Raw genomic sequence first — 24,708 nt, 5'->3', positions numbered from 1 at the left:
CGTTCTGACGCAAAGACAAAGGTGAAAAGTATTTATGGTAAATTTCCGTCAGCCCAGGGATATTGCACAAGTGCTGCTATCGGTGCTGTTTTTAGCCATCATGATTGTGGCCTGTCTCTGGATTGTGCAACCCTTTATCCTCGGTTTTGCCTGGGCAGGTACGGTGGTCATTGCGACCTGGCCCATCCTGATACGTATACAAAAATTGCTGTGGGGACGCCGTTCGCTGGCCGTGCTGGTGATGACCCTGTTGTTAGTTCTGTTATTTATTATTCCTATCGCTCTGTTGGTCAACAGCATCGTTGATGGCAGTGGTCCCCTGATTCATGCCGTTACCGCCGGTGATATGACGCTGCCGGATCTGGCGTGGTTAAACAGTATTCCTCTGGTGGGTGCCAAACTCTATGGCGCATGGCACAGCCTGTTGGATATGGGCGGTTCGGCTATCATGGCTAAGGTTCGTCCCTATATCGGTACCACAACCACCTGGTTTGTTGGTCAGGCCGCGCATATTGGCCGCTTTATGATGCACTGTGGCTTGATGTTGCTATTCAGCGCCCTGCTGTACTGGCGCGGTGAGCAGGTAGCGCTAGGCATTCGCCACTTCGCCTGCCGTCTTGCATCAAAACGCGGTGACGCGGCAATCCTGTTGGCAGCGCAGGCCATTCGTGCGGTTGCATTAGGCGTGGTCGTCACTGCGCTGGTACAGGCAGTCCTCGGCGGTATTGGTCTGGCGGTAACGGGGGTACCTTACGCGACGCTACTGGCGGTGTTGATGATCCTCTCCTGTCTGGTGCAACTGGGGCCTTTACCGGTGCTGATTCCGGCCATTATCTGGCTTTACTGGACAGGTGATTCTACCTGGGGCACGGTGCTGTTGGTGTGGAGTGGCGTGGTCGGAACACTGGATAACGTTATTCGTCCCATGCTGATCCGTATGGGGGCTGATTTGCCGTTGATCCTTATTCTTTCCGGGGTTATCGGCGGGTTGATTGCATTCGGTATGATTGGTCTGTTTATCGGCCCAGTGGTACTGGCTGTCTCATGGCGCCTGTTCTCCGCATGGGTCAATGAAGCCCCTGCACCGGGCACTGACCCGGATAAAATTCTCGAAGAAATCGCTGAAATCGAAAGCAATAAGTAATACAACATCAGGCGGCAACATTGCCGCCTGATTGTTTACTATTGCTGATAAATACATCGCAGCTCCCCGAACCAACCCCAGCCCCAGCCCTGTGGGAGTACTCATTTATGTCGCAAATTCTTTACAGTTTTTAAACTATTGAGATGAATCTGATCGACGTGAAAAACCAGCATGCCTACTATTACCCCAAGGCTTTAGATCAACACATTGATTTATAAGCATGGAAATCCCCTGAGTGAAACAACGAATTGCTGTGTGTAGTCTTTGCCCATCTCCCACGATGGGCTTTTTTTTATCCTGCATTTCCACGTCCCATCACGGCCTACATCACATCAGCTAGCCAATTGTTTTATTTCACTCTCACGCCAAATGCACCAGCTTCACAGATTAATAACAAATAATATTGCACAAGATACTGTGACTCTCTTCAAGCCGAAATATCCACAACAATGCTATTACTATTCCACCGTCTTTTATTAAGTGATCAAATAATGAACGCATTAGAATTGCAGGCTATCCGCCATATTTTTGCTATGACGGTAGAAGAAAGCGCCGCGTATATCGCGCGTGATGGCGACATTGTTGCCTGGCAACAATGGGAAAGTGGGGAAAAAGAAATCCCGGAAAACATCGCGCGCATTTGTGCAGAAATGAAAGCAAAGAGAAAGTTAAGAATTAACGCGATCATCGAAAAAATAAATAATCGTATCGGTAATAACACGATGCGTTTTTTCCCCGATCTGGTTTCTTTTCAGGCAGTTTATCACCACGACAATTTTCTCGACTGGAAAATCTACCAATCTGCTGCAGTGGAGCTCTATGCACACAACCTCGAGCGTTTGTGTTAGGCGGTCATAACGCCAGCACTACGTTGCAACACGGGCACCCGACATTATGCCCTCGCTCACGCGCAGTCTGCATACTATTTGGGCTAACACGCCCTACGCGACACAAAATACAACATCCATTTAGCCTCTTCGCCGAGTAACACATTATGAAAAACACCTATTTCTCTACTGCGATAGGGCTGTACCTTAATTACCTGGTACACGGTATGGGGGTCATTCTGATGTCCCTCAATATGTCCTCACTTGAACAGCAGTGGCAAACCAATGCAGCGGGGGTCTCGATTGTCATCTCCTCCCTTGGTATCGGTCGGTTAAGCGTCTTATTAGTTGCAGGCATGCTCTCCGATCGCTATGGCCGCAGACCGTTTATCATTTTTGGCATGATCTGCTACCTCATCTTCTTTTTTGGCATCATCAATACTCACAGCATTGTGATTGCCTACGCCTTCGGTTTTTTAGCGGGAATGGCAAACAGTTTTCTTGATGCCGGAACCTACCCCAGCCTGATGGAAGCCTTCCCCCGCTCGCCCAGCACCGCCAATATCCTGATTAAAGCCTTTGTGTCCAGCGGCCAGTTTCTGTTGCCGATGGTTATCAGCCTGCTGGTGTGGGCTGAACTCTGGTTTGGCTGGTCTTTCTTGCTGGCGGCGGGAATTATGGCGGTCAACAGCATATTTTTGTTTCGCTGCCGCTTCCCTGCACATCCGGGGCCGAAGCATTCCATCATGCCATCATCCTCTTTACAGAAACCTATTCAGCCGAAGCATGGTTGTTCCCTTCTCGATCTGGGGAGTTACACCCTGTATGGCTATATCTCGATGGCCACATTTTATCTGGTTAGCCAGTGGCTGGCACAGTATGGTCAGTTTGTCGCCGGTATGCCGTATACGTTATCTATCAAGCTGTTAAGTATTTACACCTGTGGTTCGCTGCTGTGCGTATTCATTACTGCTCCCCTGGCGAGAAAAGCGGGTCGTGCCACGTCTCTGTTGATGCTGTACACCTTTATCTCCTTTGTCGCGCTGCTGGCAGTTTGCCTGCATCCAACGACCTGGGTCGTGATTACATTCGCCTTTGTCATCGGGTTCTCATCAGCCGGAGGCGTCGTGCAAATCGGTCTAACGCTAATGGCCGCTCGCTTCCCGCAGGCGAAAGGTAAAGCTACCGGTATTTACTACAGCGCGGGCAGTATCGCGACCTTCACGATCCCACTGATTACCGCCAGGCTCTCCGAAACCAGTATTGCGCACATCATGTGGTTTGATGCGGGTATCGCTGCGTTCGGTTTCCTGTTGGCACTGTTTATTGGTTATCGCAGCCGGCTTGCAGCAAAGCGTCAGTTAAACATGGCACCACTCGCACAATAACGCGGGTGCAATATTGTTCCCCTCTTCTGCAAAATAATTGGACGTATTTTTAAAATAACGGCAAAACGTCGGCCTGACGAATTAGGTTTCACAGTTTGATATGCAATATACCTGGTAACTTAAACGCCATGCTATGTAGGTACAATAACTACTGCCCGGTATATTAATCACAAGGTCGCCGAAATTTAAACTACACCGACGAGCACAGAATAATTTTAAAATCCGCAAGGAGTTGTGAAAAAATGTCTCAGAAAAAGACCTTTAACACGCCATTTCTTCTGGCGATAACCTGTATTTATTTAAGTTATTTTTTACACGGTATTAGCGTCATCACACTGGCGCAAAACATGACCTCCCTGGCTGAAAAGTTTTCAACCGATAATGCAGGGATTGCCTATCTAATTTCCGGCATTGGTCTTGGTCGACTGGTCAGTATTTTATTCTTTGGCGTTCTCTCAGATAAGTTCGGTCGTCGGGCTATCATTCTGTTAGGCGTTATTCTATATATGCTGTTCTTCTTCGGTATTCCCGCCAGCCCCAATCTGATGATTGCCTTTATTCTGGCTGTATGCGTTGGCGTAGCGAATTCAGCGCTGGATACCGGCGGTTATCCGGCGTTAATGGAATGTTTCCCTAAAGCATCCGGCTCGGCGGTTATTCTGGTTAAAGCCATGGTGTCGTTTGGTCAGATGATTTACCCCATCGTCGTCAGCACCATGCTGCTCAACCATGTCTGGTACGGCTATGCGGTCATCATCCCGGGTGTACTGTTCGTGGTCATCACCCTGATGCTGTTAAAAAGTCGCTTTCCCAGCCAGATGGTGGACGCGGGTCTCGCCAAAGATCTGCCACAGATGAACAGTAAACCCCTGGTCTGGCTGGAAGGTGTCGCTTCCGTGCTGTTTGGGGTTGCCGCATTCTCAACCTTTTATGTCATCGTGGTCTGGATGCCGAAATATGCCATGGCATTTGCTGGCATGGCAGAAACTGACGCACTAAAAACCATCTCTTACTACAGCATGGGATCGCTGGTCTGCGTATTCATCTTTGCTGCCCTCCTGAAGAAAATGGTTCGCCCCATTTGGGCTAACGTTTTTAACGCTGGTCTGGCAAGCATTACCGCTGCGGTCATTTATCTGTATCCCTCTCCGCTGGTTTGTAACGCAGGTTCGTTTCTGATTGGCTTTTCTGCTGCTGGCGGTATTTTACAGCTCGGTGTCTCGGTGATGTCAGAGTTTTTCCCGAAGAGCAAAGCCAAAGTCACCAGTGTTTATATGATGATGGGTGGTGTAGCCAACTTTATTATCCCACTGATCACCGGATACCTTTCTAACATCGGCCTGCAATACATCATTTTGCTGGACCTTGCATTTGCTCTGCTGGCCTTCATCACCGCCATCATCGTCTTTATTCGCTATTACCGCGTATTTGATATCCCCCAAAATGATGTGCGGTTGGGCGAACGTTATTTTCAATAAATTGTTTAGAAGGAGTATCAAATGGACGTAACTGCAAAATATGAACTGATTGGTCTGATGGCCTACCCTATCAGACACAGTCTGTCCCCTGAAATGCAAAATAAAGCATTAGAAAAAGCGGGTCTGCCTTTTACCTACATGGCATTTGAAGTCGATAACTCAACGTTTGCTAATGCAATCGCTGGTTTAAAAGCGTTAAAAATGCGCGGCACCGGGGTATCTATGCCCAATAAACAGTTGGCCTGTGAATATGTTGATGAATTAACACCTGCCGCCAAACTGGTTGGCGCAATCAACACCATCGTTAATGATGATGGCTACCTGCGTGGTTACAACACCGACGGCACCGGCCATATTCGCGCGATTAAAGAAAGCGGCTTCGATATTAAAGGTAAAACCATGGTACTGTTGGGCGCGGGCGGCGCGTCTACAGCCATTGGCGCTCAGGCAGCCATTGAAGGCATCAAAGAAATTAAGATCTTTAACCGTAAAGATGAGTTCTTTGAAAAGGCGCAGGCATTCGCTAAACGTGTTAATGAAAACACCGACTGCGTTGTCACCGTGATCGACCTTGCCGATCGACAGGCATTTGCCGAGGCACTCGCCAGCGCGGATATTTTGACCAACGGCACGAAAGTCGGCATGAAACCGCTGGATAACGAATCTATTGTGACCGACGTTTCCCTGCTTCGCCCGGAACTGCTGGTGACCGAATGCGTGTATAACCCGCATATGACCAGGTTGTTGCAACAGGCACAACATGCCGGTTGCAAAACGATTGATGGTTACGGCATGTTGTTGTGGCAAGGGGCTGAGCAGTTCAAGCTCTGGACCGGGAAAGATTTCCCGCTGGAGTATGTCAAACAGGTTATGGGTTTTGCAGCCTGATGGGCAGTATTTGTGAATAGTTAAAGGGTAATCAATGAAAACCGTAACCGTAAGAAACCTCGTGATTGGCGAGGGTGCGCCGAAGATCATTGTCTCACTGATGGGTAAAGACATCTCAACGGTAAAAAGCGAAGCACTGGCCTATCGCGAAGCGGATTTCGACATCCTGGAATGGCGTGTTGACCATTTCGCAGATGTCGCTTCCATTGACGCAGTACTGGAAGCCGCACGTGCGATCCGTGATGTGATGGCGGATAAACCGTTGCTGTTCACCTTCCGTAGTGCCAAAGAAGGGGGTGAACAGGCTCTGTCCGTCGAAAACTATATTGCATTAAACCGCGCAGCAGTGGACAGCGGTCTGGTAGATATGATCGACCTGGAGCTTTTCACCGGTGATGAACTGGTTAAAGCGACCGCCGAGCATGCGCACGCAAAAAATGTCTTCGTTATTATGTCGAATCATGATTTTCACAAGACACCAGCAGCCGATGATATTGTCCAGCGACTGCGTAAAATGCAGGAACTTGGTGCAGATATTCCCAAAATCGCGTTGATGCCGCAAAGCAAAGCGGATGTGCTGACATTGCTTAGCGCAACGCTGGAAATGCAGGAACGCTACGCCGACCGCCCAATTATTACCATGTCAATGGCGAAAACCGGTGTGATCTCACGACTGTCCGGCGAAGTTTTCGGCTCAGCGGCGACGTTTGGTGCGGTGAAAAAAGCCTCGGCCCCAGGACAAATCTCCGTAACCGATCTACGTACCGTTCTGACAATATTACACCAGGCTTAATAGCCCAATATTTTTAAATTGCAATAAATAACGCCCTGCCCCAGATATTCGTTTTACCACGAATATCTGGCAGACGATTAAATATTTTCAAATAACGCAAAATACTATTATCGAATATAGCGATAGGCATTCGCACGAATATAACCTGGAGTTTATATGAAACTTTCAAGACCAACACGCTTAAATGGTCGGGTACCGGTATTATCTGCAGCTGACGCAATTGATTATATTCCGGATGAAGCCACACTCTGCGTATTAGGCGCTGGCGGTGGGATACTTGAAGCCACAACATTAATTAATGCACTAGCCGAGAAATATAAAAATAGCCAATCTCCACGTAATTTGTCGCTAATTAGCCCGACAGGACTGGGCGACCGTGCAGACCGGGGTATTAGTCCACTGGCACAGGAAGGTTTAGTTAAATGGGCGTTGTGCGGTCACTGGGGACAATCCCCACGGATATCCGACCTCGCGGAACAAAATAAAATAGCCGCCTACAACTATCCACAAGGCGTATTAACTCAAACCCTGCGTGCCTCTGCGGCCCATCAGCCAGGTATTTTGAGTGATATCGGCATTGGCACGTTTGTCGATCCCCGCCAACAAGGTGGCAAACTCAATGAAGTGACCACCGAAGATCTGATCAAACTGGTAGAAATTGATAACAAAGAGTATCTCTACTACAAAGCCATTGCGCCGAATATCGCCTTTATTCGCGCCACCACCTGTGATAGCGAAGGCTACGCCACCTTTGAAGATGAAGTGATGTATCTCGATGCGCTGGTCATCGCGCAGGCCGTGCATAACAACGGCGGCATCGTCATGATGCAGGTACAAAAAATGGTGAAGAAAGCCACACTGCACCCTAAAGCCGTGCGGATCCCTGGCTATCTGGTGGATATCGTCGTTATCGATCCAGAACAGACTCAGTTGTATGGCGGAGCGCCGGTTAACCGTTTTATTTCAGGCGATTTCATCCTTGATGACAGCCTGCAAACTGCCCTGCCGCTTAACCAACGTAAACTGGTGGCCAGACGTGCGCTGTTCGAAATGCGCAAAGGTGCAGTGGGTAACGTTGGCGTAGGAATTGCCGATGGTATTGGTCTCGTCGCGCGTGAAGAAGGCTGCGCCGATGACTTCATACTGACGGTTGAAACCGGGCCAATCGGCGGTATTACCTCGCAGGGCATCGCTTTTGGGGCCAACGTCAATACCCGCGCTATTCTGGATATGACCTCCCAGTTTGACTTCTACCACGGTGGCGGTCTGGATGTGTGCTATTTAAGTTTCGCCGAAGTCGATCAGCACGGCAACGTCGGTGTGCATAAATTCAATGGCAAGATCATGGGCACTGGCGGTTTTATTGATATCAGCGCCACCTCGAAGAAAATTATTTTCTGCGGCACCCTGACAGCCGGAAGTCTGAAAACAGATGTTGCCGACGGCAAATTGAATATCGTGCAGGAAGGTCGGGTGAAGAAATTCGTTAGCGAATTACCTGAAATCACCTTCAGTGGAAAAATTGCCCTCGAACGTGGACTGGATGTGCGTTACATCACCGAACGCGCCGTATTTACGTTAAAAGAAGATGGCCTCCATTTAGTGGAAATTGCCCCAGGTGTTTCTTTACAAGAAGACATTCTGGACAAAATGGAATTCACCCCCGTTATTTCTCCAGACCTGAAACTGATGGACGAAAGATTATTTATCGATGCCACGATGGGTTTTGTTTTGCCCGACGCCGCCAATTAAAAGGAGTACCCTGATGGACTTTTCATTAACTGAAGAACAAGAGCTGCTGCTTGCCAGCATTCGGGAACTGATCACCAGTAATTTCCCGGAAGAATATTTCCGCACCTGCGATCAGACCTCCACCTACCCTAAAGAATTTATGCGCGCGCTTGCGGATAACGGTATTTCGATGCTGGGCGTGCCGGAAGAGTTCGGTGGCATTCCGGCAGATTACGTCACGCAAATGCTGGCGCTGATGGAAGTCTCAAAATGCGGTGCGCCTGCCTTTCTGATCACTAACGGCCAGTGTATCCACAGTATGCGCCGTTTTGGCTCCGCGGAGCAGCTACGTAAAACCGCTGAAAGCACCATGGAAACGGGCGATCCGGCCTATGCGCTGGCGTTAACCGAACCGGGAGCTGGCTCAGATAACAACAGCGCCACCACCAGCTACACCCGCAAAAACGGCAAGGTGTACCTTAACGGGCAAAAAACCTTTATTACCGGTGCCAAAGAGTACCCGTATATGCTGGTTCTGGCTTGTGATCCCGAGCCGAAAGATCCGAAGAAAGCCTTTACCCTGTGGTGGGTGGATTCGAAGAAACCCGGCATCAAAGTTAATCCGCTGCACAAAATCGGCTGGCACATGTTAAGTACCTGCGAAGTCTATCTTGATGACGTTGAAGTTGACGAAAGTGATATGGTCGGCGAAGAGGGTATGGGCTTCCTCAATGTGATGTACAACTTCGAAATGGAGAGACTGATCAACGCAGCACGCAGCACCGGCTTTGCAGAATGCGCTTTCGAGGATGCCGCACGTTACGCCAACCAGCGTATCGCCTTTGGTAAACCGATTGGCCACAACCAGATGATCCAGGAAAAACTGGCGCTGATGGCGGTTAAAATCGAAAACATGCGCAATATGGTATTGAAAGTCGCCTGGCAGGCCGATCAGGAACAATCACTGCGTACCAGTGCGGCGCTGGCAAAACTGTACTGCGCGCGCACAGCGATGGAAGTTATCGACGACGCAATTCAGATAATGGGTGGTCTGGGTTATACCGATGAAGCCCGGGTATCCCGGTTCTGGCGTGATGTACGCTGCGAACGCATTGGCGGTGGCACCGATGAAATCATGATCTACGTCGCCGGACGTCAGATCCTGAAAGATTATCAAAACAAGTAAGCCGTACTGTCATCCGGATAGCGGATAAACGCTATCCGGACTTACGCCAGAAAATCAGATTTCCGGCTGCAGGCATTCCTGCTCAGTCAGATTATTTTTAAACTGCTTACGATAATCGCTGGGAGTACAGCCTACGTGTCGCTGGAAGAGTTTGGCAAAGTGATCAACATTTTCATACCCCACCCGCCACGAGATTTCCGCTAACGACGCTTCCGTATTCGTCAGCGAAAATTTTGCCTCCGTCATTCGTCGTTGAATAACATAATTAATCGGCGAAATACGATACTCTTTAGTGAATTCGTGACAAATATAACTCACACTGGCGCGAAATTTTTTCGACAACTGATCGAGTGTGATTTTTTCGCGAAAGTTGTTATTCAAATACACCAGAACATCTTTAATTAACACGTCTTTTTTAATATACCCCTGCTCCGAACGATAAGCATTTTTAAAGTTTTCGTAATACAAGACGGTTAATGCGTAGGCAAAGGCATCATAAGCAGAGGATGACAGATTATTTTTACACTGCGGTATCATAATACTCAGTTCATTAAAAATACTCTTAATAACTTCCTTTCCCTGGCCGACGCTGATGACCGGACACGAGTGTAACTGCAACAGCTGGTTATCCTGCCAACCATTGAAGCGAAAACCGTACAGTGCACAGGTGTAGGTCGTGGCAGGTGCGTTGCTATCCGAGGCGACAGCATGTAACCGTCCTTGTTCTATCACCACAATATCCCCGGCGTGAGCGACATACAGTGAAGAATCAATAATTAAGCGCGCGACACCTTTTTTGACATAGATAAGTTCGGTTTCATTGTCATGCACATGGTGGCCCGACTCCCAGTTAGGATCATCACTGATGACGAATCGCGAAAATCTGGGGGTCTTCCCCTGCTCAAAAAGGGTTTCCATGGCATTATCAAAACATCGTTGATACATGACAGCCTCCACCTTTAGATGGTAAATGTGCGGAAAATTAATAGTGTTAAATGATAACGATTAACCACGTTATACAACGATATTCTATCCAAGCGAAACAAAATTATTTGCGCCGTCTGCAAGATGACACTTCTTGTCCAGGAACACTGTTAGCGTGCGTTATTTACGTTTTATACTAATTGAAAAGAATAAATGTTATTAATTCAACATTAACGATTTACATATCAGAAACAAATGCGGGCAGATATCGCTTAAAAATAGGATGCATTTCTCAATTACACCCTCGTTTACTGTTTTCACGGTGTAACCTTGCGTACACAACTTTTACTCCTCGCTTAGAAACTCCGCATCGCCGTTGCACATTTTTCTGCAAGATTGTTGGGAATGAAAACAGATTGCCCCGTCGAAAACAGGCCCTACTCTGCCGCACACTATTTTCAGTCAAATTTTCCCTACTGCCGATAATGACGCACTTCGTCATCATCCGAACGTGACTCACTGGAGATGCCATGAAAATAATAACCTGCTTTAAGTTGGTGCCTGAAGAACAGGACATTGTTATTACCCCAGAGCGCTCGCTTAACTTTGATCGGGCCGATGCCAAAATCAGTCAATTTGATCTGAATGCGATTGAAGCCGCCACACAACTTACCGCCGAAGGCGATGAGATTGTCGCCTTAACCGTGGGCGGCTCCTTGTTGCAAAACTCTAAAGTACGTAAAGACGTGCTGTCCCGCGGTCCGGATAGCCTGTTTATGGTGCAGGACCCTCAGCTGGAGCATGCGCTGCCGCGCGATACCGCCCAGGCGCTGGCTTGTGCGGCTAAAAACATTAAATTCGATCTGATGCTGTTCGGGGAAGGGTCCGGCGATGTCTACGCACAACAGGTCGGTTTACTGGTAGGTGAGCTCCTGCAGCTTCCTGTGGTTAACGCGGTAAGCAACATCCAACGTAACGGCGACCGCATTCTGGTTGAGCGAACCCTTGAAGATGAAGTCGAAGTCATTGACCTGCCGCTCCCGGCAGTAATTTGCGTGACCTCGGATATCAATACACCGCGGATTCCGGCAATGAAAGCTATTCTTGGTGCCGGCAAAAAACCCGTCACCCCCTGGCAGGCCAGCGATATTGGCTGGACGCCAGCGTCACCGCTGGCGGAATTAGTCAGCCTTAGCGTTCCACCGCAGACAGAACGTAAGCACATCATTCTGGAAAATGACTCAGCAGAAGCCATTGCCGAACTGGCCGAACATCTGAAAAAAGCCCTGAACTAAGCCCAACGGAGAACAATCATCATGAGTAAATTAGCCAACGTATGGGTGTTTAGCGATAACGTAGAACGCTATGCGGAATTAATGACCGCCGCCCGCCAGTGGGGCGAGCAGGTACACCTTATTGTGCAGGGCAACGAACAGGCCGATCAGGTGAAAGCGCTGGGTGCCGATGACATCATCGTGCTCGAACACGCCAGTGAACTGCAGCGTGTTGAAAACTACGCCGAGACTGTCTCAGCCTTACTGCAAACGCACACCGGCCTGTTGCTGATGCCTGCGTCTAAACGCACAAAATCACTGGGCGCGCGGTTAAGCATGCAACTCAATGCGGCGATGGTAAACGACGCCACATCGGTCACTCTCGATGCAGGTGCGCTGTTTGCAGAACACCGTATGTATGGCGGTCTGGCATTCGGTAAAGAAAAACTGAATAGCGCGCTGGCGATTATCACGCTTGCCCCTGGTATGTTTGAACCAGCAGAAACCAATCCTGCGCACACTTGCCCTGTCATCTCAGCACCTTATATCACGCCACTTCATGAGATTGTTTGCCAGGAACGTCGCGCCAAATCTCTCAGCAGTGTCGATCTCAGCAAAGCCAAACGCGTGGTTGGCGTCGGTCGTGGCCTGGTGGCCGAGAGCGACCTGCAGATGGTACGCAATCTTGCCGCCGTTCTGGGTGCCGAAGTGGGTTGTTCACGCCCTATTGCCGAAGGTGAAAACTGGATGGAGCGCGAGCGCTATATTGGCGTTTCCGGCGTGCTGTTGAAATCAGATCTGTACCTGACGTTGGGCATTTCAGGGCAAATTCAACATATGGTCGGCGGGAACGGCGCGAAGATCATAGTCGCCATCAATAAAGATAAAAAAGCCCCGATCTTCAACTACGCCGATTACGGTCTGGTTGGTGACATTTACAAAGTCGTCCCGGCCCTTATCGAACAGCTCAGTCGCTAACGGCCACATTTAACGCACATATCCCGCTGCATTCGCGGCGGGAAAGGAGCAAAGAACATGTCAGATGAAAAATTTGATGCCATTGTGGTCGGTGCTGGCGTGGCGGGTGCGGTAGCAGGTTACGTGATGGCCCAGGCCGGGCTGGACGTGCTGGTTATTGAGCGCGGAAACAGTGCCGGCAGCAAAAACATGACCGGAGGACGACTCTACACGCATAGCCTGGAGCACATTATGCCCGGCTTTGCAGAGGAAGCCCCTGTCGAACGGAAAGTGACCCGCGAAAAAATCTCTTTCCTGACGGAAGAAAGTGCTGTCACTCTCGATTTCCACCGTGAAAAAGACAATACCCCAGCGCAGGACTCATATACCGTATTGCGCAACAGGCTCGATCCCTGGTTGATGGAAAAAGCCGAACAGGCCGGGGCTCAGTTTATTCCGGGCGTTCGCGTCGATTCCCTGATCCGGGAAGGCAACAAAGTCACTGGCGTGCAGGCGGGTGACGATATCCTGGAAGCCAATATCGTTATCCTTGCTGATGGCGTCAATTCCATGCTGGGACGTTCACTGGGAATGGTACCGCCTTCTTCGGCACATCATTATGCCGTTGGCGTAAAAGAACTGATCGGCCTGCCGCCAGCAGTCATTGCAGATCGTTTTAATCTGTCAGGAAATGAAGGTGCCGCCTGGTTGTTTGCCGGTTCGCCATCTAATGGCCTGATGGGCGGAGGTTTCCTGTATACCAACAAAGACTCCGTCTCTCTGGGACTGGTATGTGGTCTGGGCAATATCGGGCATGCGACAAAAAGCTTTCCGCAAATGTTGGAAGATTTTAAACAGCACCCCACTATTCGCCCACTGATCGCCGGCGGTGAATTGCTGGAGTATTCCGCACACATGGTGCCGGAAGGCGGCCTGGCGATGGTACCGAAGCTGGTTGATGACGGTGTGATGATAGTCGGCGACGCCGCCGGTTTTTGTCTGAACCTGGGTTACACCGTGCGTGGCATGGATTTGGCGATTGCTTCAGCAGAGGCTGCGGCCAAAACCGCCATTGCAGCGAAAGAACGTCAGGATTTCTCCGCCAACAGCCTGATGGACTACAAACGCGCCCTTGCACAGGGTTGTGTGATGCGTGATTTACAGCATTTCCGTAAGATCCCCGCGCTAATGGAAAACCCCCGTTTGTTTACCCAATACCCGCGCATGGTGGCCGATATCATGAGCGATATGTTCACCGTTGATGGCAGCCCAAACCAGCCAATTCGCAAGACCATTTTATCCCACGCGAAGCAGATTGGGCTGATGAACCTACTGAAAGACGGCATAAAGGGAGCAACCGCACTATGAGTCAGGACAACACCGTAAATGTTGACGTCAAACTGGGCGTTAATAAATTCAATGTCGATGAGGGGCATCCGCACATCATCCTTACCGAACATCCTGACATGAAAGAATTTCGCAAACTGCTGAAAGCCTGTCCTGCTGGACTGTATAAGCAGGACGAAAGTGGAAATATTCATTTTGATTCCGCAGGCTGCCTGGAATGTGGTACCTGCCGGGTTCTGTGCGGCTCTACTATCCTCGAACAATGGGAATACCCGGTTGGGACATTTGGTGTGGATTTCCGTTACGGCTAACACGTATCGCCTGTTGCACGCCGGATACAGCACATCTGTTATTCGGCAGGACGTGTACCGAAATTATCCAGGGAATAACTCATGAGTGTCACATTAACGTTTAATGCCGAACGTCGGGAAGCTTATCGACAACAAGGGTTTTGGGGGGATGCATCGCTGGGTGATTACTGGAGCCAAACAGCCCAGGCGATGCCGGACAAAATCGCTGTGGTCGATAATCACGGCGATTCATACACCTACGCCGCGCTCGACAGCGCGGCCAGCCGTCTGGCGACCTGGTTGTTAGCCTGCGGAATCCAGCCAGGTGACCGCGTCGCCTTTCAACTGCCCGGCTGGTGTGAATTTACCCTTATCTATCTGGCCTGTCTGAAAACCGGAGCGGTTTCCGTACCACTACTTCCTGCCTGGCGCGAAGCCGAGCTGGTATGGGTACTGAACAAATGCAAGGCAAAGATTTTTTTCGCACCTACGCTGTTTAAACAAACCCGGCCGGTAGATCTGATCCTGCCCTTGCAAAACCAGCTGCCGCATCTGCAACAGATTGTTGCCGTCGATAAGCTGGCACCCGCGACAGACTCACTGGCACTCAGCCAGCTCCTTTTATCACCACCATTAACCCAGCCAATTAGTGTGCATGCCGATGAGCTGGCTGCGGTGCTGTTTACCTCCGGAACAGAGGGGATGCCCAAAGGGGTAATGCTGACCCACAACAACATCCTGGCCAGTGAACGCGCCTATTGTGCCCGTCTTAATCTTACCTGGCTGGATGTATTTTTAATGCCCGCGCCACTTGGCCATGCTACCGGTTTTTTACATGGCGTGACCGCACCGTTTTTAATTGGCGCACGCAGCGTACTGCTGGATATTTTTACTCCAGCATCCTGTCTCGAATTACTGGTACAGCAGCGCTGTACCTGCGTACTCGGCGCCACACCGTTCGTCTATGACATGCTGTGTAGCGTGGAAAAACATCCCTACGATCTCTCGTCGTTACGCTTTTTCTTATGCGGCGGCACCACTATTCCGAAAAAAATAGCCCGCGATTGTCAGCAGCTCGGCATTAAACTTTTAAGCGTCTATGGCTCAACAGAAAGCTCGCCGCACGCGGTGGTCAATCTGGATGATTCGCTTTCCCGCATGATGAACACCGACGGATATGCCGCAGCCGGCGTGGAAATTAAAGTCGTCGATGAGGCACGTAACACGTTGCCTGCGGGTATGGAAGGAGAAGAGGCCTCCCGCGGGCCCAATGTTTTTATGGGCTACCTTGATGAACCTGAACTCACCGCCCGAGCACTGGATAATGACGGCTGGTATTACAGCGGCGATTTATGCCGAATGGACGATGCCGGATACATCAAAATCACCGGGCGTAAGAAAGATATTATTGTGCGCGGTGGAGAAAATATCAGTAGCCGTGAGGTCGAGGATATTCTGTTGCAGCATCCGCGTATCCATGATGCCTGCGTTGTGGCAATGCCGGACGATCGTTTAGGCGAAAGATCGTGTGCGTATGTGGTGCTAAAACCTCCGCACCATTCGCTGTCGCTGGAGTCAGTGGTAGCCTTTTTTAGTCGCAAGCGGGTGGCAAAGTACAAATACCCTGAGCACATTGTGATCGTGGAGAAATTACCGCGCACAGCGTCCGGTAAAGTACAAAAATACCAACTGCGTCAGGATATTATTCAGCGTTTGAGCGTGGAGAGTGTTGCAGGATAAAGTGCCGGATGGCGACGCTAGCGCATCTTATCCGGCCTACGTTGAATGCCAATCGTAGGCCGGTAGGCGTTTACGCCGCCATCCGGCATCAAGTTACTTGTTCAGTTCAGCCAGACTTAGCCAGGTCTGTACGACAGTGTCCGGGTTCAGCGACAGGCTGTCGATCCCTTCTTCCATCAACCAGGCCGCGAAGTCTTCGTGATCAGATGGGCCCTGGCCACAAATACCCACGTATTTACCCTGTTTCTTAGCGGCACGAATCGCCATCGACAACAGTGCTTTCACCGCATCGTTACGCTCATCAAACAGTTCAGAAACCACGCCAGAGTCACGGTCCAGACCCAGCGCCAGTTGTGTCATGTCGTTAGACCCGATAGAGAAGCCATCGAAGTATTCGAGGAACTGTTCAGCCAGCAAGGCGTTGGATGGGATCTCACACATCATGATTACCTTCAGCCCGTTCTCACCGCGTTTCAGCCCCTGGCGTGCCAGCTCTTCCACCACCGCTTTCGCCTGGGCAACGGTACGTACAAACGGTACCATCACTTCAACGTTAGTCAGACCCATGTCGTTACGGACACGTTTTACTGCGTCGCATTCCAGCGCAAAGCAGTCGCGGAAGCTATCGGCAACATAACGGCCCGCCCCACGGAAGCCCAGCATCGGGTTCTCTTCATGCGGTTCATAACGCTCACCGCCGACCAGGTTAGCATATTCGTTGGACTTAAAGTCAGACATACGCACGATGACGCGTTTTGGATAAAACGCCGCCCCCAGCGTCGCGATCCCTTCCGTCAAACGACCAACGTAGAATTCACGCGGAGAATCGAAACCTTTCATCATGGCGCGGATTTCATTTTGCAGCTCAGGCGTCTGGTCATCAAACTCCAGCAGAGCACGCGGGTGTACGCCAATCATACGGTTGATGATAAATTCCAGACGCGCCAGGCCGACACCTTCGTTTGGCAGACAAGCGAAGTCGAAAGCGCGGTCCGGGTTACCGACGTTCATCATCACCTTCAACGGCAGATCCGGCATGGTCTCCACGCTGGAACTCTTCACGCTAAAGTCGAGCATGTCAGCGTAAACATAACCGGTGTCGCCTTCGGCACAGGAGACAGTAACCTTCTCACCGTCTTTCATGCGTTCGGTCGCATCGCCACAGCCAACAACCGCCGGAATTCCCAGTTCACGGGCAATAATCGCCGCGTGACAGGTACGACCGCCGCGGTTGGTGACGATTGCCGCCGCTTTTTTCATGATCGGTTCCCAGTCCGGGTCGGTCATGTCGGTAACCAGCACATCGCCTGGCTCGATACGGTTCATTTCGCTGATGTCCTGGATGACTTTGACCGGACCCGCGCCAATGCGGTGACCGATGGCACGACCTTCAGCAATAATTTTACCCTGCGCATGCAGCGTATAACGCTCCATCACCTGGCCGCGAGAACGTACGGTTTCCGGACGAGCCTGTACAATGAACAGCTTGCCGGTATGACCGTCTTTCGCCCATTCGATGTCCATCGGACGACCGTAATGCTTCTCGATTTGCACCGCCTGCTTCGCCAGTTCCTGCACTTCCTCGTTGGTCAGTGAGAAAACATCGCGTTGCGCCTGCGGAACGTCTTCAATGGTAACCTGCTTGCCATGCTCCTGAGTCGGCGCATAAATCATGCGGATTTTCTTAGAGCCCATCGTACGACGCACGATGGACGGACGATTAGCCGCCAGCGTCGGTTTATGCACGTAGAACTCATCCGGGTTCACAGCGCCCTGCACCACCATCTCGCCCAGGCCCCATGCAGACGTGATAAACACCACCTGATCGAAACCGGATTCGGTATCGATGGAGAACATGACACCGGAAGACGCGAGATCAGAACGCACCATCCGCTGAACGCCCGCAGAGAGCGCGACGCCGCGGTGATCATAGCCCTGATGAACACGATAGGAGATTGCGCGATCGTTAAACAGCGAGGCAAACACGTGTTTGATAGCAACCAGTACGGCATCAAATCCCTGGACGTTGAGGAACGTTTCCTGCTGGCCCGCGAATGACGCATCTGGCATATCTTCTGCTGTAGCGGAGGAACGCACGGCAAAAGAAGCATTGGCATCGTCCGCTGACAGCTGCGCGTAGGCATCGCGGACGGCATTTTCCAGTTCAGGCTGGAAAGGAGTGTCGATAATCCACTGGCGGATCTGTGCACCCGCTTTTGCAAGCTCGGTGACATCGTCAATATCCGTTTTATCCAGCAGCTCATAAATGCGCTGGTTTACGCCGCTTTGGTCCAGAAACTGGTTAAACGCATCGGCGGTCGTTGCAAAACCATTCGGTACGGAAACGCCCATACCTGAAAGGTTAGTAATCATTTCACCCAGGGAGGCATTTTTGCCCCCAACTCTGTCTACATCATTCATGCCGAGTTGGTTATACCAAAGCACCAGCGGTGACGAGCCATTGTTGGACATCGAACAATCCTTATATATGAACGAGGTTAGGAAACTCAATTTTGCGTAATTATCTTGGCATATTTACCTCAGCGAAAAAAACGGTGAATCGTTCAAGCAACTTTATTTTTTATTTTTTCAGATTCTTTCCGCATTTGCGCAAACCCGCGAACGGCACGGGATCACCACAAAATCAGTCGGTATAAACATTTGTTCCGAAAAATGAAATGTACTTTTCATTAAATATAAAAATACTGTTTCACTTTATAAAACTGATGCAGCAATATTCGCTTCTGACGAATTTTAATTTATGCTTTCAGAGAATTATGTCTGCCCCCAGGATGAGCAAAATGGATAATGCTGTTGATCGTCATGTATTTTATATTTCTGATGGCACAGCCATCACCGCAGAGGTATTGGGTCACGCGGTAATGTCGCAATTTCCGGTCACGATCAGCAGCATTACGCTGCCGTTTGTTGAAAATGAGAGTCGTGCGCGGGCGGTTAAAGACCAGATTGACGCCATTTATCAACAAACGGGTGTGCGTCCTCTGGTGTTCTACTCCATCGTGTTGCCGGAAATTCGCTCGATCATTTTACAAAGTGAAGGTTTTTGCCAGGACATCGTCCAGGCACTGGTCGCGCCGCTGCAACATGAGATGAAACTCGACCCCACGCCGATCGCACATCGCACGCACGGCCTGAATCCCGGCAACCTCAACAAGTACGATGCGCGTATTGCCGCCATTGATTATACCCTCGCGCACGACGACGGTATTTCGTTGCGCAACCTCGATCAGGCGCAGGTGATCCTGCTTGGCGTTTCTCGTTGCGGCAAAACTCCGACCAGTTTGTATCTGGCTATGCAGTTTGGTATCCGTGCGGCCAACTACCCCTTTATTGCCGATGATATGGATAATCTGGTGCTGCCCGCCTCTCTGAAGCCGTTGCAGCATAAATTATTCGGCCTGACCATCGACCCTGAGCGCCTGGCGGCGATCCGCGAAGAGCGCCGGGAGAACAGCCGGTACGCTTCGCTGCGCCAGTGCCGAATGGAAGTTGCTGAGGTAGAAGCGTTGTACCGAAAAAACCAGATCCCATGGCTGAACAGTACCAATTACTCGGTAGAAGAGATTGCCACCAAGATCCTCGACATTATGGGGCTGAATCGCCGCATGTACTAGAATGCTAGTGCATTGGTTCGATTTTTTGTTATTATGCTCGCCACCAGGCAGGATGAGTGTGATATTGTGATGTACATCACTTCCCGGTAGTCCTGCCGTTGAAGCAACAAATTTCTGAGATAAGTAATGAACAGAACCGATGAACTCCGTACTGCGCGTATTGACAACCTGGTCACTCCAGCAGAGCTTGCGCAACGGCATCCTGTTTCGTCCTCCGTCGCCCGCCATGTTACGGATTCCCGACGCCGGATAGAAAAAATCTTGAATGGTGAAGATCCTCGCTTGCTGGTCATCGTTGGACCATGCTCGATTCACGATCTCGATGCCGCCATGGAATACGCCACGCGTTTGCAGGCACTGCGCACTAAACACCAGGCGCGTCTGGAAATCGTGATGCGTACCTATTTTGAAAAACCGCGTACCGTCGTGGGCTGGAAAGGCCTCATTTCCGACCCGGACTTGAATGGCAGCTATCGTGTAAATCATGGTATTGAGCTGGCACGTAAACTGCTGTTACAGGTCAACGAACTGGGTGTACCGACGGCCACTGAATTCCTCGATATGGTGACAGGTCAGTTTATTGCTGATCTGATCAGCTGGGGCGCAATTGGCGCACGCACCACAGAGAGCCAAATTCACCGTGAAATGGCTTCCGCGCTCTCCTGCCCTGTCGGGTTCAAAAACGGAACAGATGGCAACACGCGTATCGCCGTCGATGCTATTCGCGCGTCACGCGCCAGCCACATGTTCCTCTCACCGGATAAAACCGGGCAGATGACTATCTATCAGACCAGCGGCAATCCCTACGGTCATATCATCATGCGCGGTGGTAAAAAGCCGAACTACTCTGCCGAAGATATTGCCGCTGCGTGCGATACGCTGCATGAATTCTCTCTGCCGGAGCATCTGGTGGTGGATTTCAGCCATGGCAATTGCCAGAAGCAGCATCGCCGTCAGTTAGAAGTGTGCGATGACGTCTGTCAGCAGATTCGCAATGGTTCGACGGCAATAGCCGGGATCATGGCGGAAAGTTTCTTACGCGAAGGTACGCAAAAAATCGTCAGCGGCCAGCCACTGGTTTATGGTCAGTCAATCACCGATCCCTGCCTGAACTGGGAAGATACGGAACTGCTGGTTGAAAAACTCGCCGCAGCGGTAGACAGTCGATTCTAACATCATGCCCGGGCGGCGGTTTCGCCTGACCCGACCTAAGGTTCGCGCCCATCCAGGCCCGATCAGCGTAATGCGACCGGGCTTTTTTAATGCAGCACAATCCCGCAAATTTGATCCCGTCACAATTATTTCACAAAAAGACTTGATGCAAATTCTCAGTTTATTGATAATGATTATCATTGTTACATTGATTGTTATTTTTAAACACTATGTCACGTATGGATAACACTACAGCAACGCCTGCAAAAGAAAAAACACCGCCTTCTGTCACGCCAAATGAGCGTCGAATTGACAGTAAAAGCCTGCTGGGTAAAGAAGGACGCGTGGTCATAGAACATGATGGTCAGCATTACTTGCTGCGCCAGACCCAAGCCGGAAAACTCATTCTGACCAAATAAACAACACCTTTCGCCAGCCACCCAGGTGATACCCAGGCAGCCAGCGCTTTCGATTTCCTAATGGAGAGTTGCTATGCCATACCTGCACACTGCATCCCTGCGTCCCTCGCTATTGGCGCTGGCGATTGTCAGTAGCCTGCCCACTTTCGCGTATGCGGCGGTCGAAGATATGACCGTCACCGCCACCGGCAATGCCCGTAATGCCTTTGAAGCGCCGATGATGGTCAGCGTTATTGATGCGACCGCGCCGGAAAACCAGACCGCCAGTTCAGCGGCCGATCTGTTACGTAAAGTGCCTGGACTTACCCTTGACGGTACAGGACGAACCAACGGTCAGGACGTCAATCTGCGCGGCTATGACCGCCGCGGCGTTCTGGTGCTGGTTGACGGCGTTCGTCAGGGCACCGACACCGGACACCTGAACAGTACCTTCCTCGACCCGGCGCTTATCAAACGCATCGAAGTCGTGCGCGGCCCTTCTGCTCTGCTGTATGGCAGCGGTGCGCTCGGCGGCGTGATCGCCTATGACACTGCGGATGCCAAAGATCTGCTGGAAGCCGGACAAAACAGCGGTTACCGCGTGTTCGGTACTGCGGCAACCGGCGATCACAGCCTCGGTATGGGCGCCAGCGCATTTGGGCGTACCGATACGCTGGACGGACTGCTTGCATGGTCGAGTCGCGATCGCGGTGATTTGCGCCAGAGCGACGGCACTACAGCGCCAAACGATGAAGCGATCAACAATATGCTGGCGAAAGGCAGTTGGAAAATTGACAGCGCCCAGACGCTGGCAGGCTCGTTGCGCTACTACAACAATGACGCCCGTGAACCTAAGAACCCACAAACCAGCGCGGCGGATGCCACCAGCAACCCGATGACCGACCGTTCAACCATCCAGCGTGATGCGCAACTGACCTACACGCTCGCCCCTGTGGACAATGACTGGCTGAACGCTGATGCTCGCCTTTACTGGTCCGAGGCTCGCATTAATGCCCAGAATCCGGATGCGACTAATGAGTTTCGCAAACAAACGACCAAAGGCGGAAAAATTGATAACCGCAGCCGGTTGTTTACCGACTCCTTTGCTTCTCACCTGTTAACTTACGGTGGTGAGTACTATCGCCAGGAACAACGCCCCGGAGGTGCGACGACCGGTTTCCCTGAGGCAAAAATTGATTTTAGCTCCGGCTGGCTGCAGGATGAAATCACCCTGCGAGATCTGCCCGTAACATTGCTGGGTGGTACACGCTATGACTCATATCGCGGTAGCAGCGATGGTTACGCGGATGTCGATGCCGACAAATGGTCGTCCCGCGCAGGAATGACCGTTACGCCAGCCGACTGGCTGATGCTGTTCGGGTCCTGGGCTCAGGCCTTCCGCGCCCCGACTATGGGCGAGATGTATAACGATGCAAAACACTTCTCTATTGGTCGTTTCTACACTAACTACTGGGTGCCAAACCCTAACCTGCGCCCGGAAACCAACGAAACGCAGGAGTACGGATTTGGACTGCGCTTTGACGATTTGCTGATGGCGAGCGATGCGCTCGAATTTAAAGCCAGCTATTTCGACACCAAAGCGAAAGATTACATCTCCACCAGCGTCGACTTTGCTGCCGCGACAACCATGTCCTATAACGTCCCCAACGCCAAAATCTGGGGCTGGGACGTGATGGCGAAGTACTCCGCCGATCTGTTCAGTCTCGATATGGCCTATAACCGCACACGCGGCAAAGATACTGACACGGGCGAATACATTTCCAGCATTAACCCGGATACCGTCACCAGCAAACTGAACATACCCGTGGCACACAGCGGTTTCTCAGTCGGCTGGATAGGCACGTTTGCGGACCGCTCCACGCATATCAGCAGCAGCTACGCTAAACAGCCTGGCTATGCGGTAAACGATTTCTACGTGAGCTATCAGGGGCAACAAGCGCTGAAAGGCATGACCACCACGCTGGTGCTGGGCAATGCCTTCGACAAAGAGTACTGGTCGCCGCAGGGCATCCCACAGGATGGTCGCAATGGCAAAATTTTCGTGAGTTATCAGTGGTAATCACTTTTCCCCGGTTCGCCGGGGTAGCAATCTGGAAGGAAGAGACAATGAATCATTACACACGCTGGCTGGAACTGAAGAAAGAAAATCCCGGTAAATACGCACGTGACATTGCAGGGTTGATGAATATTAGCGAAGCCGAACTGACCTTTGCGCGCGTCGGCCATGACGCCTGGCGCTTACGTGGCGAAGTCCGCGAAATCCTCAGCGCACTGGAAGCCGTAGGTGAAACCAAATGCATTTGCCGCAACGAATATGCGGTGCATGAACAGGTTGGCGCTTTTACCAATCAACACCTGAACGGTCATGCCGGACTGGTTCTTAATCCGCGCGCCCTCGACCTGCGCCTGTTCCTTAATCAGTGGGCAAGCGCTTTTCATATCAGTGAGACCACCGCCCACGGCGAGCGTCAGAGCATTCAGTTCTTTGACCATCAGGGGGATGCGCTGCTGAAAGTCTATGCCACACAGAATACCCTCGTTGAGGAATGGGCTGCGTTGCTGACCCGTTTCATCTTCGCTGAAAACCCGCCACTGGTACTGCAACCTACCAACACTTCTGCGCCAGCCGTCATCACGGTCGATGCGCAGACTGTTGATCAAGAGTGGCGAGCGATGACTGATGTACATCAGTTCTTCGGTTTGCTGAAACGCCACGATCTCACCCGTCAACAGGCATTTAATCTGGTGGGCGACGATCTGGCCTGTAAAGTTTCTAATAGCGCACTGGCGCAGTTACTTGATACCGCGCGCCAGGATGGCAATGAAATTATGGTCTTCGTGGGTAATCGCGGCTGCGTACAGATTTTTACCGGCGTAATAGAAAAACTGGTGCCGATGAAAGGCTGGCTGAATATATTCAACCCGGCATTTACCTTACATTTGCTGGAAGAGAGCGTCTCAGAAACGTGGGTGACGCGCAAACCGACCGCCGATGGCCACGTCACCAGTCTGGAACTGTTTGCTGCCGATGGCACGCAAATTGCCCAGCTTTATGGACAGCGTACGGAAGGTGAACCAGAGCAGACGCAATGGCGCGCACAGATTGACGCGCTCACGCCGAAAGGACTTGCCGCATGAAAAAACTGCTGGTCCTGATTGCGCTGCTGCCCATCGCAGCGCTGGCTGCTGACGAAGAACGCGTTGTGGCTCTCGGTGGCGACGTCACCGAAATTGTGTATGCGCTGGATGCGCAATCATCCCTCGTGGCACGTGACAGCACCAGTCAGTGGCCACAGGAAGCGACCCAATTACCCGATGTAGGCTATTTACGTCAGCTCAACGCCGAAGGTATCCTGGCTACCCGCCCTACTCTGGTGTTAGCCAGCGCACAAGCGCAGCCTTCTCTGGCCCTGAAGCAGGTCGAACACAGCAACGTCAGGGTTGTCACGGTCCCTGCCAGTAATACGCTTAGCGTGATTGATGAGAAAGTGCAGGTCATTGCGCAGGCGACACACCAGGAGGCTAAAGGCGAAGC

21 protein-coding genes and 1 other RNA gene are annotated in these 24,708 nt (G+C 51.1%); 20 read left to right on the top strand and 2 right to left on the bottom strand.

Features of this window, described 5'->3' with window-relative positions:
- The first annotated feature begins 34 nt into the window (after positions 1-34).
- The 9 genes from ydiK to FDX03_RS17805 all read left to right on the top strand — a co-directional run bounded on the left by ydiK (position 35) and on the right by FDX03_RS17805 (position 9,435).
- Positions 35-1,144, top strand: coding sequence for an AI-2E family transporter YdiK (gene ydiK, locus FDX03_RS17845; protein ID WP_048211846.1), 1,110 nt, complete (start codon positions 35-37; stop codon positions 1,142-1,144).
- 188 nt (positions 1,145-1,332) lie between these two features.
- Positions 1,333-1,440: antisense sRNA RprA (rprA, locus tag FDX03_RS17840), an RNA gene on the top strand.
- Between the two features lie 195 nt (positions 1,441-1,635).
- Positions 1,636-1,992: a YdiL family protein gene (locus tag FDX03_RS17835; RefSeq protein WP_061067800.1), complete on the top strand. Its 357-nt coding sequence runs from the start codon at positions 1,636-1,638 to the stop codon at positions 1,990-1,992.
- A 146-nt stretch (positions 1,993-2,138) separates the two neighbouring features.
- Complete coding sequence (locus tag FDX03_RS17830) at positions 2,139-3,359, top strand: MFS transporter (RefSeq protein WP_137346338.1); 1,221 nt, start codon at positions 2,139-2,141, stop codon at positions 3,357-3,359.
- Between the two features lie 242 nt (positions 3,360-3,601).
- Positions 3,602-4,837: an MFS transporter gene (locus FDX03_RS17825; protein WP_061067799.1), complete on the top strand. Its 1,236-nt coding sequence runs from the start codon at positions 3,602-3,604 to the stop codon at positions 4,835-4,837.
- 21 nt (positions 4,838-4,858) lie between these two features.
- Positions 4,859-5,725: a quinate/shikimate dehydrogenase gene (gene ydiB, locus FDX03_RS17820; protein WP_048211850.1), complete on the top strand. Its 867-nt coding sequence runs from the start codon at positions 4,859-4,861 to the stop codon at positions 5,723-5,725.
- Between the two features lie 34 nt (positions 5,726-5,759).
- Positions 5,760-6,518 (top strand): type I 3-dehydroquinate dehydratase, encoded by a 759-nt coding sequence (gene aroD / locus FDX03_RS17815; RefSeq protein WP_137346337.1) that lies wholly within the window; start codon positions 5,760-5,762, stop codon positions 6,516-6,518.
- A 156-nt stretch (positions 6,519-6,674) separates the two neighbouring features.
- Positions 6,675-8,270, top strand: coding sequence for an acyl CoA:acetate/3-ketoacid CoA transferase (locus FDX03_RS17810; protein WP_101741697.1), 1,596 nt, complete (start codon positions 6,675-6,677; stop codon positions 8,268-8,270).
- Between the two features lie 13 nt (positions 8,271-8,283).
- The gene (locus tag FDX03_RS17805; RefSeq protein WP_137346336.1) at positions 8,284-9,435 is read left to right on the top strand and encodes an acyl-CoA dehydrogenase; all 1,152 of its coding nucleotides are present in this window, start codon (positions 8,284-8,286) and stop codon (positions 9,433-9,435) included.
- A gap of 54 nt (positions 9,436-9,489) precedes the next feature.
- On the opposite strand, the gene FDX03_RS17800 is transcribed toward FDX03_RS17805, so the two are convergent.
- On the bottom strand, positions 9,490-10,380 hold the full coding sequence (locus tag FDX03_RS17800; protein WP_048211854.1) for an AraC family transcriptional regulator: 891 nt from the start codon (positions 10,378-10,380) through the stop codon (positions 9,490-9,492).
- A 509-nt stretch (positions 10,381-10,889) separates the two neighbouring features.
- Here FDX03_RS17800 and FDX03_RS17795 point away from each other — a divergent pair.
- The 5 genes from FDX03_RS17795 to fadK all read left to right on the top strand — a co-directional run bounded on the left by FDX03_RS17795 (position 10,890) and on the right by fadK (position 15,967).
- Positions 10,890-11,654: an electron transfer flavoprotein gene (locus FDX03_RS17795; protein WP_048211855.1), complete on the top strand. Its 765-nt coding sequence runs from the start codon at positions 10,890-10,892 to the stop codon at positions 11,652-11,654.
- A gap of 21 nt (positions 11,655-11,675) precedes the next feature.
- Positions 11,676-12,611: an electron transfer flavoprotein subunit alpha gene (locus FDX03_RS17790; protein ID WP_048211856.1), complete on the top strand. Its 936-nt coding sequence runs from the start codon at positions 11,676-11,678 to the stop codon at positions 12,609-12,611.
- 57 nt (positions 12,612-12,668) lie between these two features.
- Positions 12,669-13,958, top strand: coding sequence for an FAD-dependent oxidoreductase (locus FDX03_RS17785; protein WP_137346335.1), 1,290 nt, complete (start codon positions 12,669-12,671; stop codon positions 13,956-13,958).
- Positions 13,955-14,248, top strand: a complete 294-nt coding sequence (locus tag FDX03_RS17780; protein WP_048211858.1) for a ferredoxin — start codon at positions 13,955-13,957, stop codon at positions 14,246-14,248. The genes FDX03_RS17785 and FDX03_RS17780 overlap by 4 nt, the downstream gene beginning before the upstream one ends.
- An 81-nt stretch (positions 14,249-14,329) precedes the next feature.
- The gene (gene fadK, locus FDX03_RS17775) at positions 14,330-15,967 is read left to right on the top strand and encodes a medium-chain fatty-acid--CoA ligase (protein ID WP_137346334.1); all 1,638 of its coding nucleotides are present in this window, start codon (positions 14,330-14,332) and stop codon (positions 15,965-15,967) included.
- Positions 15,968-16,060: 93 nt separating this feature from the next.
- Here fadK and ppsA read toward each other — a convergent pair whose 3' ends face one another.
- Positions 16,061-18,439, bottom strand: a complete 2,379-nt coding sequence (ppsA, locus tag FDX03_RS17770; RefSeq protein ID WP_137346333.1) for a phosphoenolpyruvate synthase — start codon at positions 18,437-18,439, stop codon at positions 16,061-16,063.
- A gap of 329 nt (positions 18,440-18,768) precedes the next feature.
- Between ppsA and ppsR the strand changes: the two genes are divergently transcribed.
- The 6 genes from ppsR to FDX03_RS23570 form a co-directional block, all read left to right on the top strand.
- Entirely contained in the window at positions 18,769-19,602 is an 834-nt protein-coding gene (ppsR, locus tag FDX03_RS17765; RefSeq protein WP_003030553.1) for a posphoenolpyruvate synthetase regulatory kinase/phosphorylase PpsR, read from the top strand.
- 126 nt (positions 19,603-19,728) lie between these two features.
- Positions 19,729-20,775 carry a 3-deoxy-7-phosphoheptulonate synthase AroH gene (gene aroH / locus FDX03_RS17760; protein ID WP_005120291.1) on the top strand — a complete coding sequence of 349 codons (1,047 nt, stop codon included), beginning with the start codon at positions 19,729-19,731 and terminating at the stop codon, positions 20,773-20,775.
- A 209-nt stretch (positions 20,776-20,984) separates the two neighbouring features.
- Positions 20,985-21,173, top strand: coding sequence for a hemin uptake protein HemP (gene hemP / locus FDX03_RS17755; protein ID WP_137346332.1), 189 nt, complete (start codon positions 20,985-20,987; stop codon positions 21,171-21,173).
- Between the two features lie 73 nt (positions 21,174-21,246).
- Positions 21,247-23,232, top strand: a complete 1,986-nt coding sequence (locus FDX03_RS17750; RefSeq protein ID WP_137346331.1) for a TonB-dependent hemoglobin/transferrin/lactoferrin family receptor — start codon at positions 21,247-21,249, stop codon at positions 23,230-23,232.
- A 47-nt stretch (positions 23,233-23,279) separates the two neighbouring features.
- Complete coding sequence (gene chuS, locus FDX03_RS17745; protein ID WP_116360152.1) at positions 23,280-24,311, top strand: hematinate-forming heme oxygenase ChuS; 1,032 nt, start codon at positions 23,280-23,282, stop codon at positions 24,309-24,311.
- The coding region (locus FDX03_RS23570) for an ABC transporter substrate-binding protein (RefSeq protein ID WP_249357099.1) at positions 24,308-24,708 on the top strand (401 nt) is incomplete at its 3' end. The genes chuS and FDX03_RS23570, both read left to right, overlap by 4 nt.

The sequence above is a fragment of the Citrobacter sp. wls827 genome, from assembly GCF_005280875.1.
GTDB lineage: Bacteria > Pseudomonadota > Gammaproteobacteria > Enterobacterales > Enterobacteriaceae > Citrobacter > Citrobacter youngae.
The sequence above is the reverse complement of the archived record's forward strand: the minus strand, read 5'-3'. Positions and strand labels throughout refer to the sequence as shown.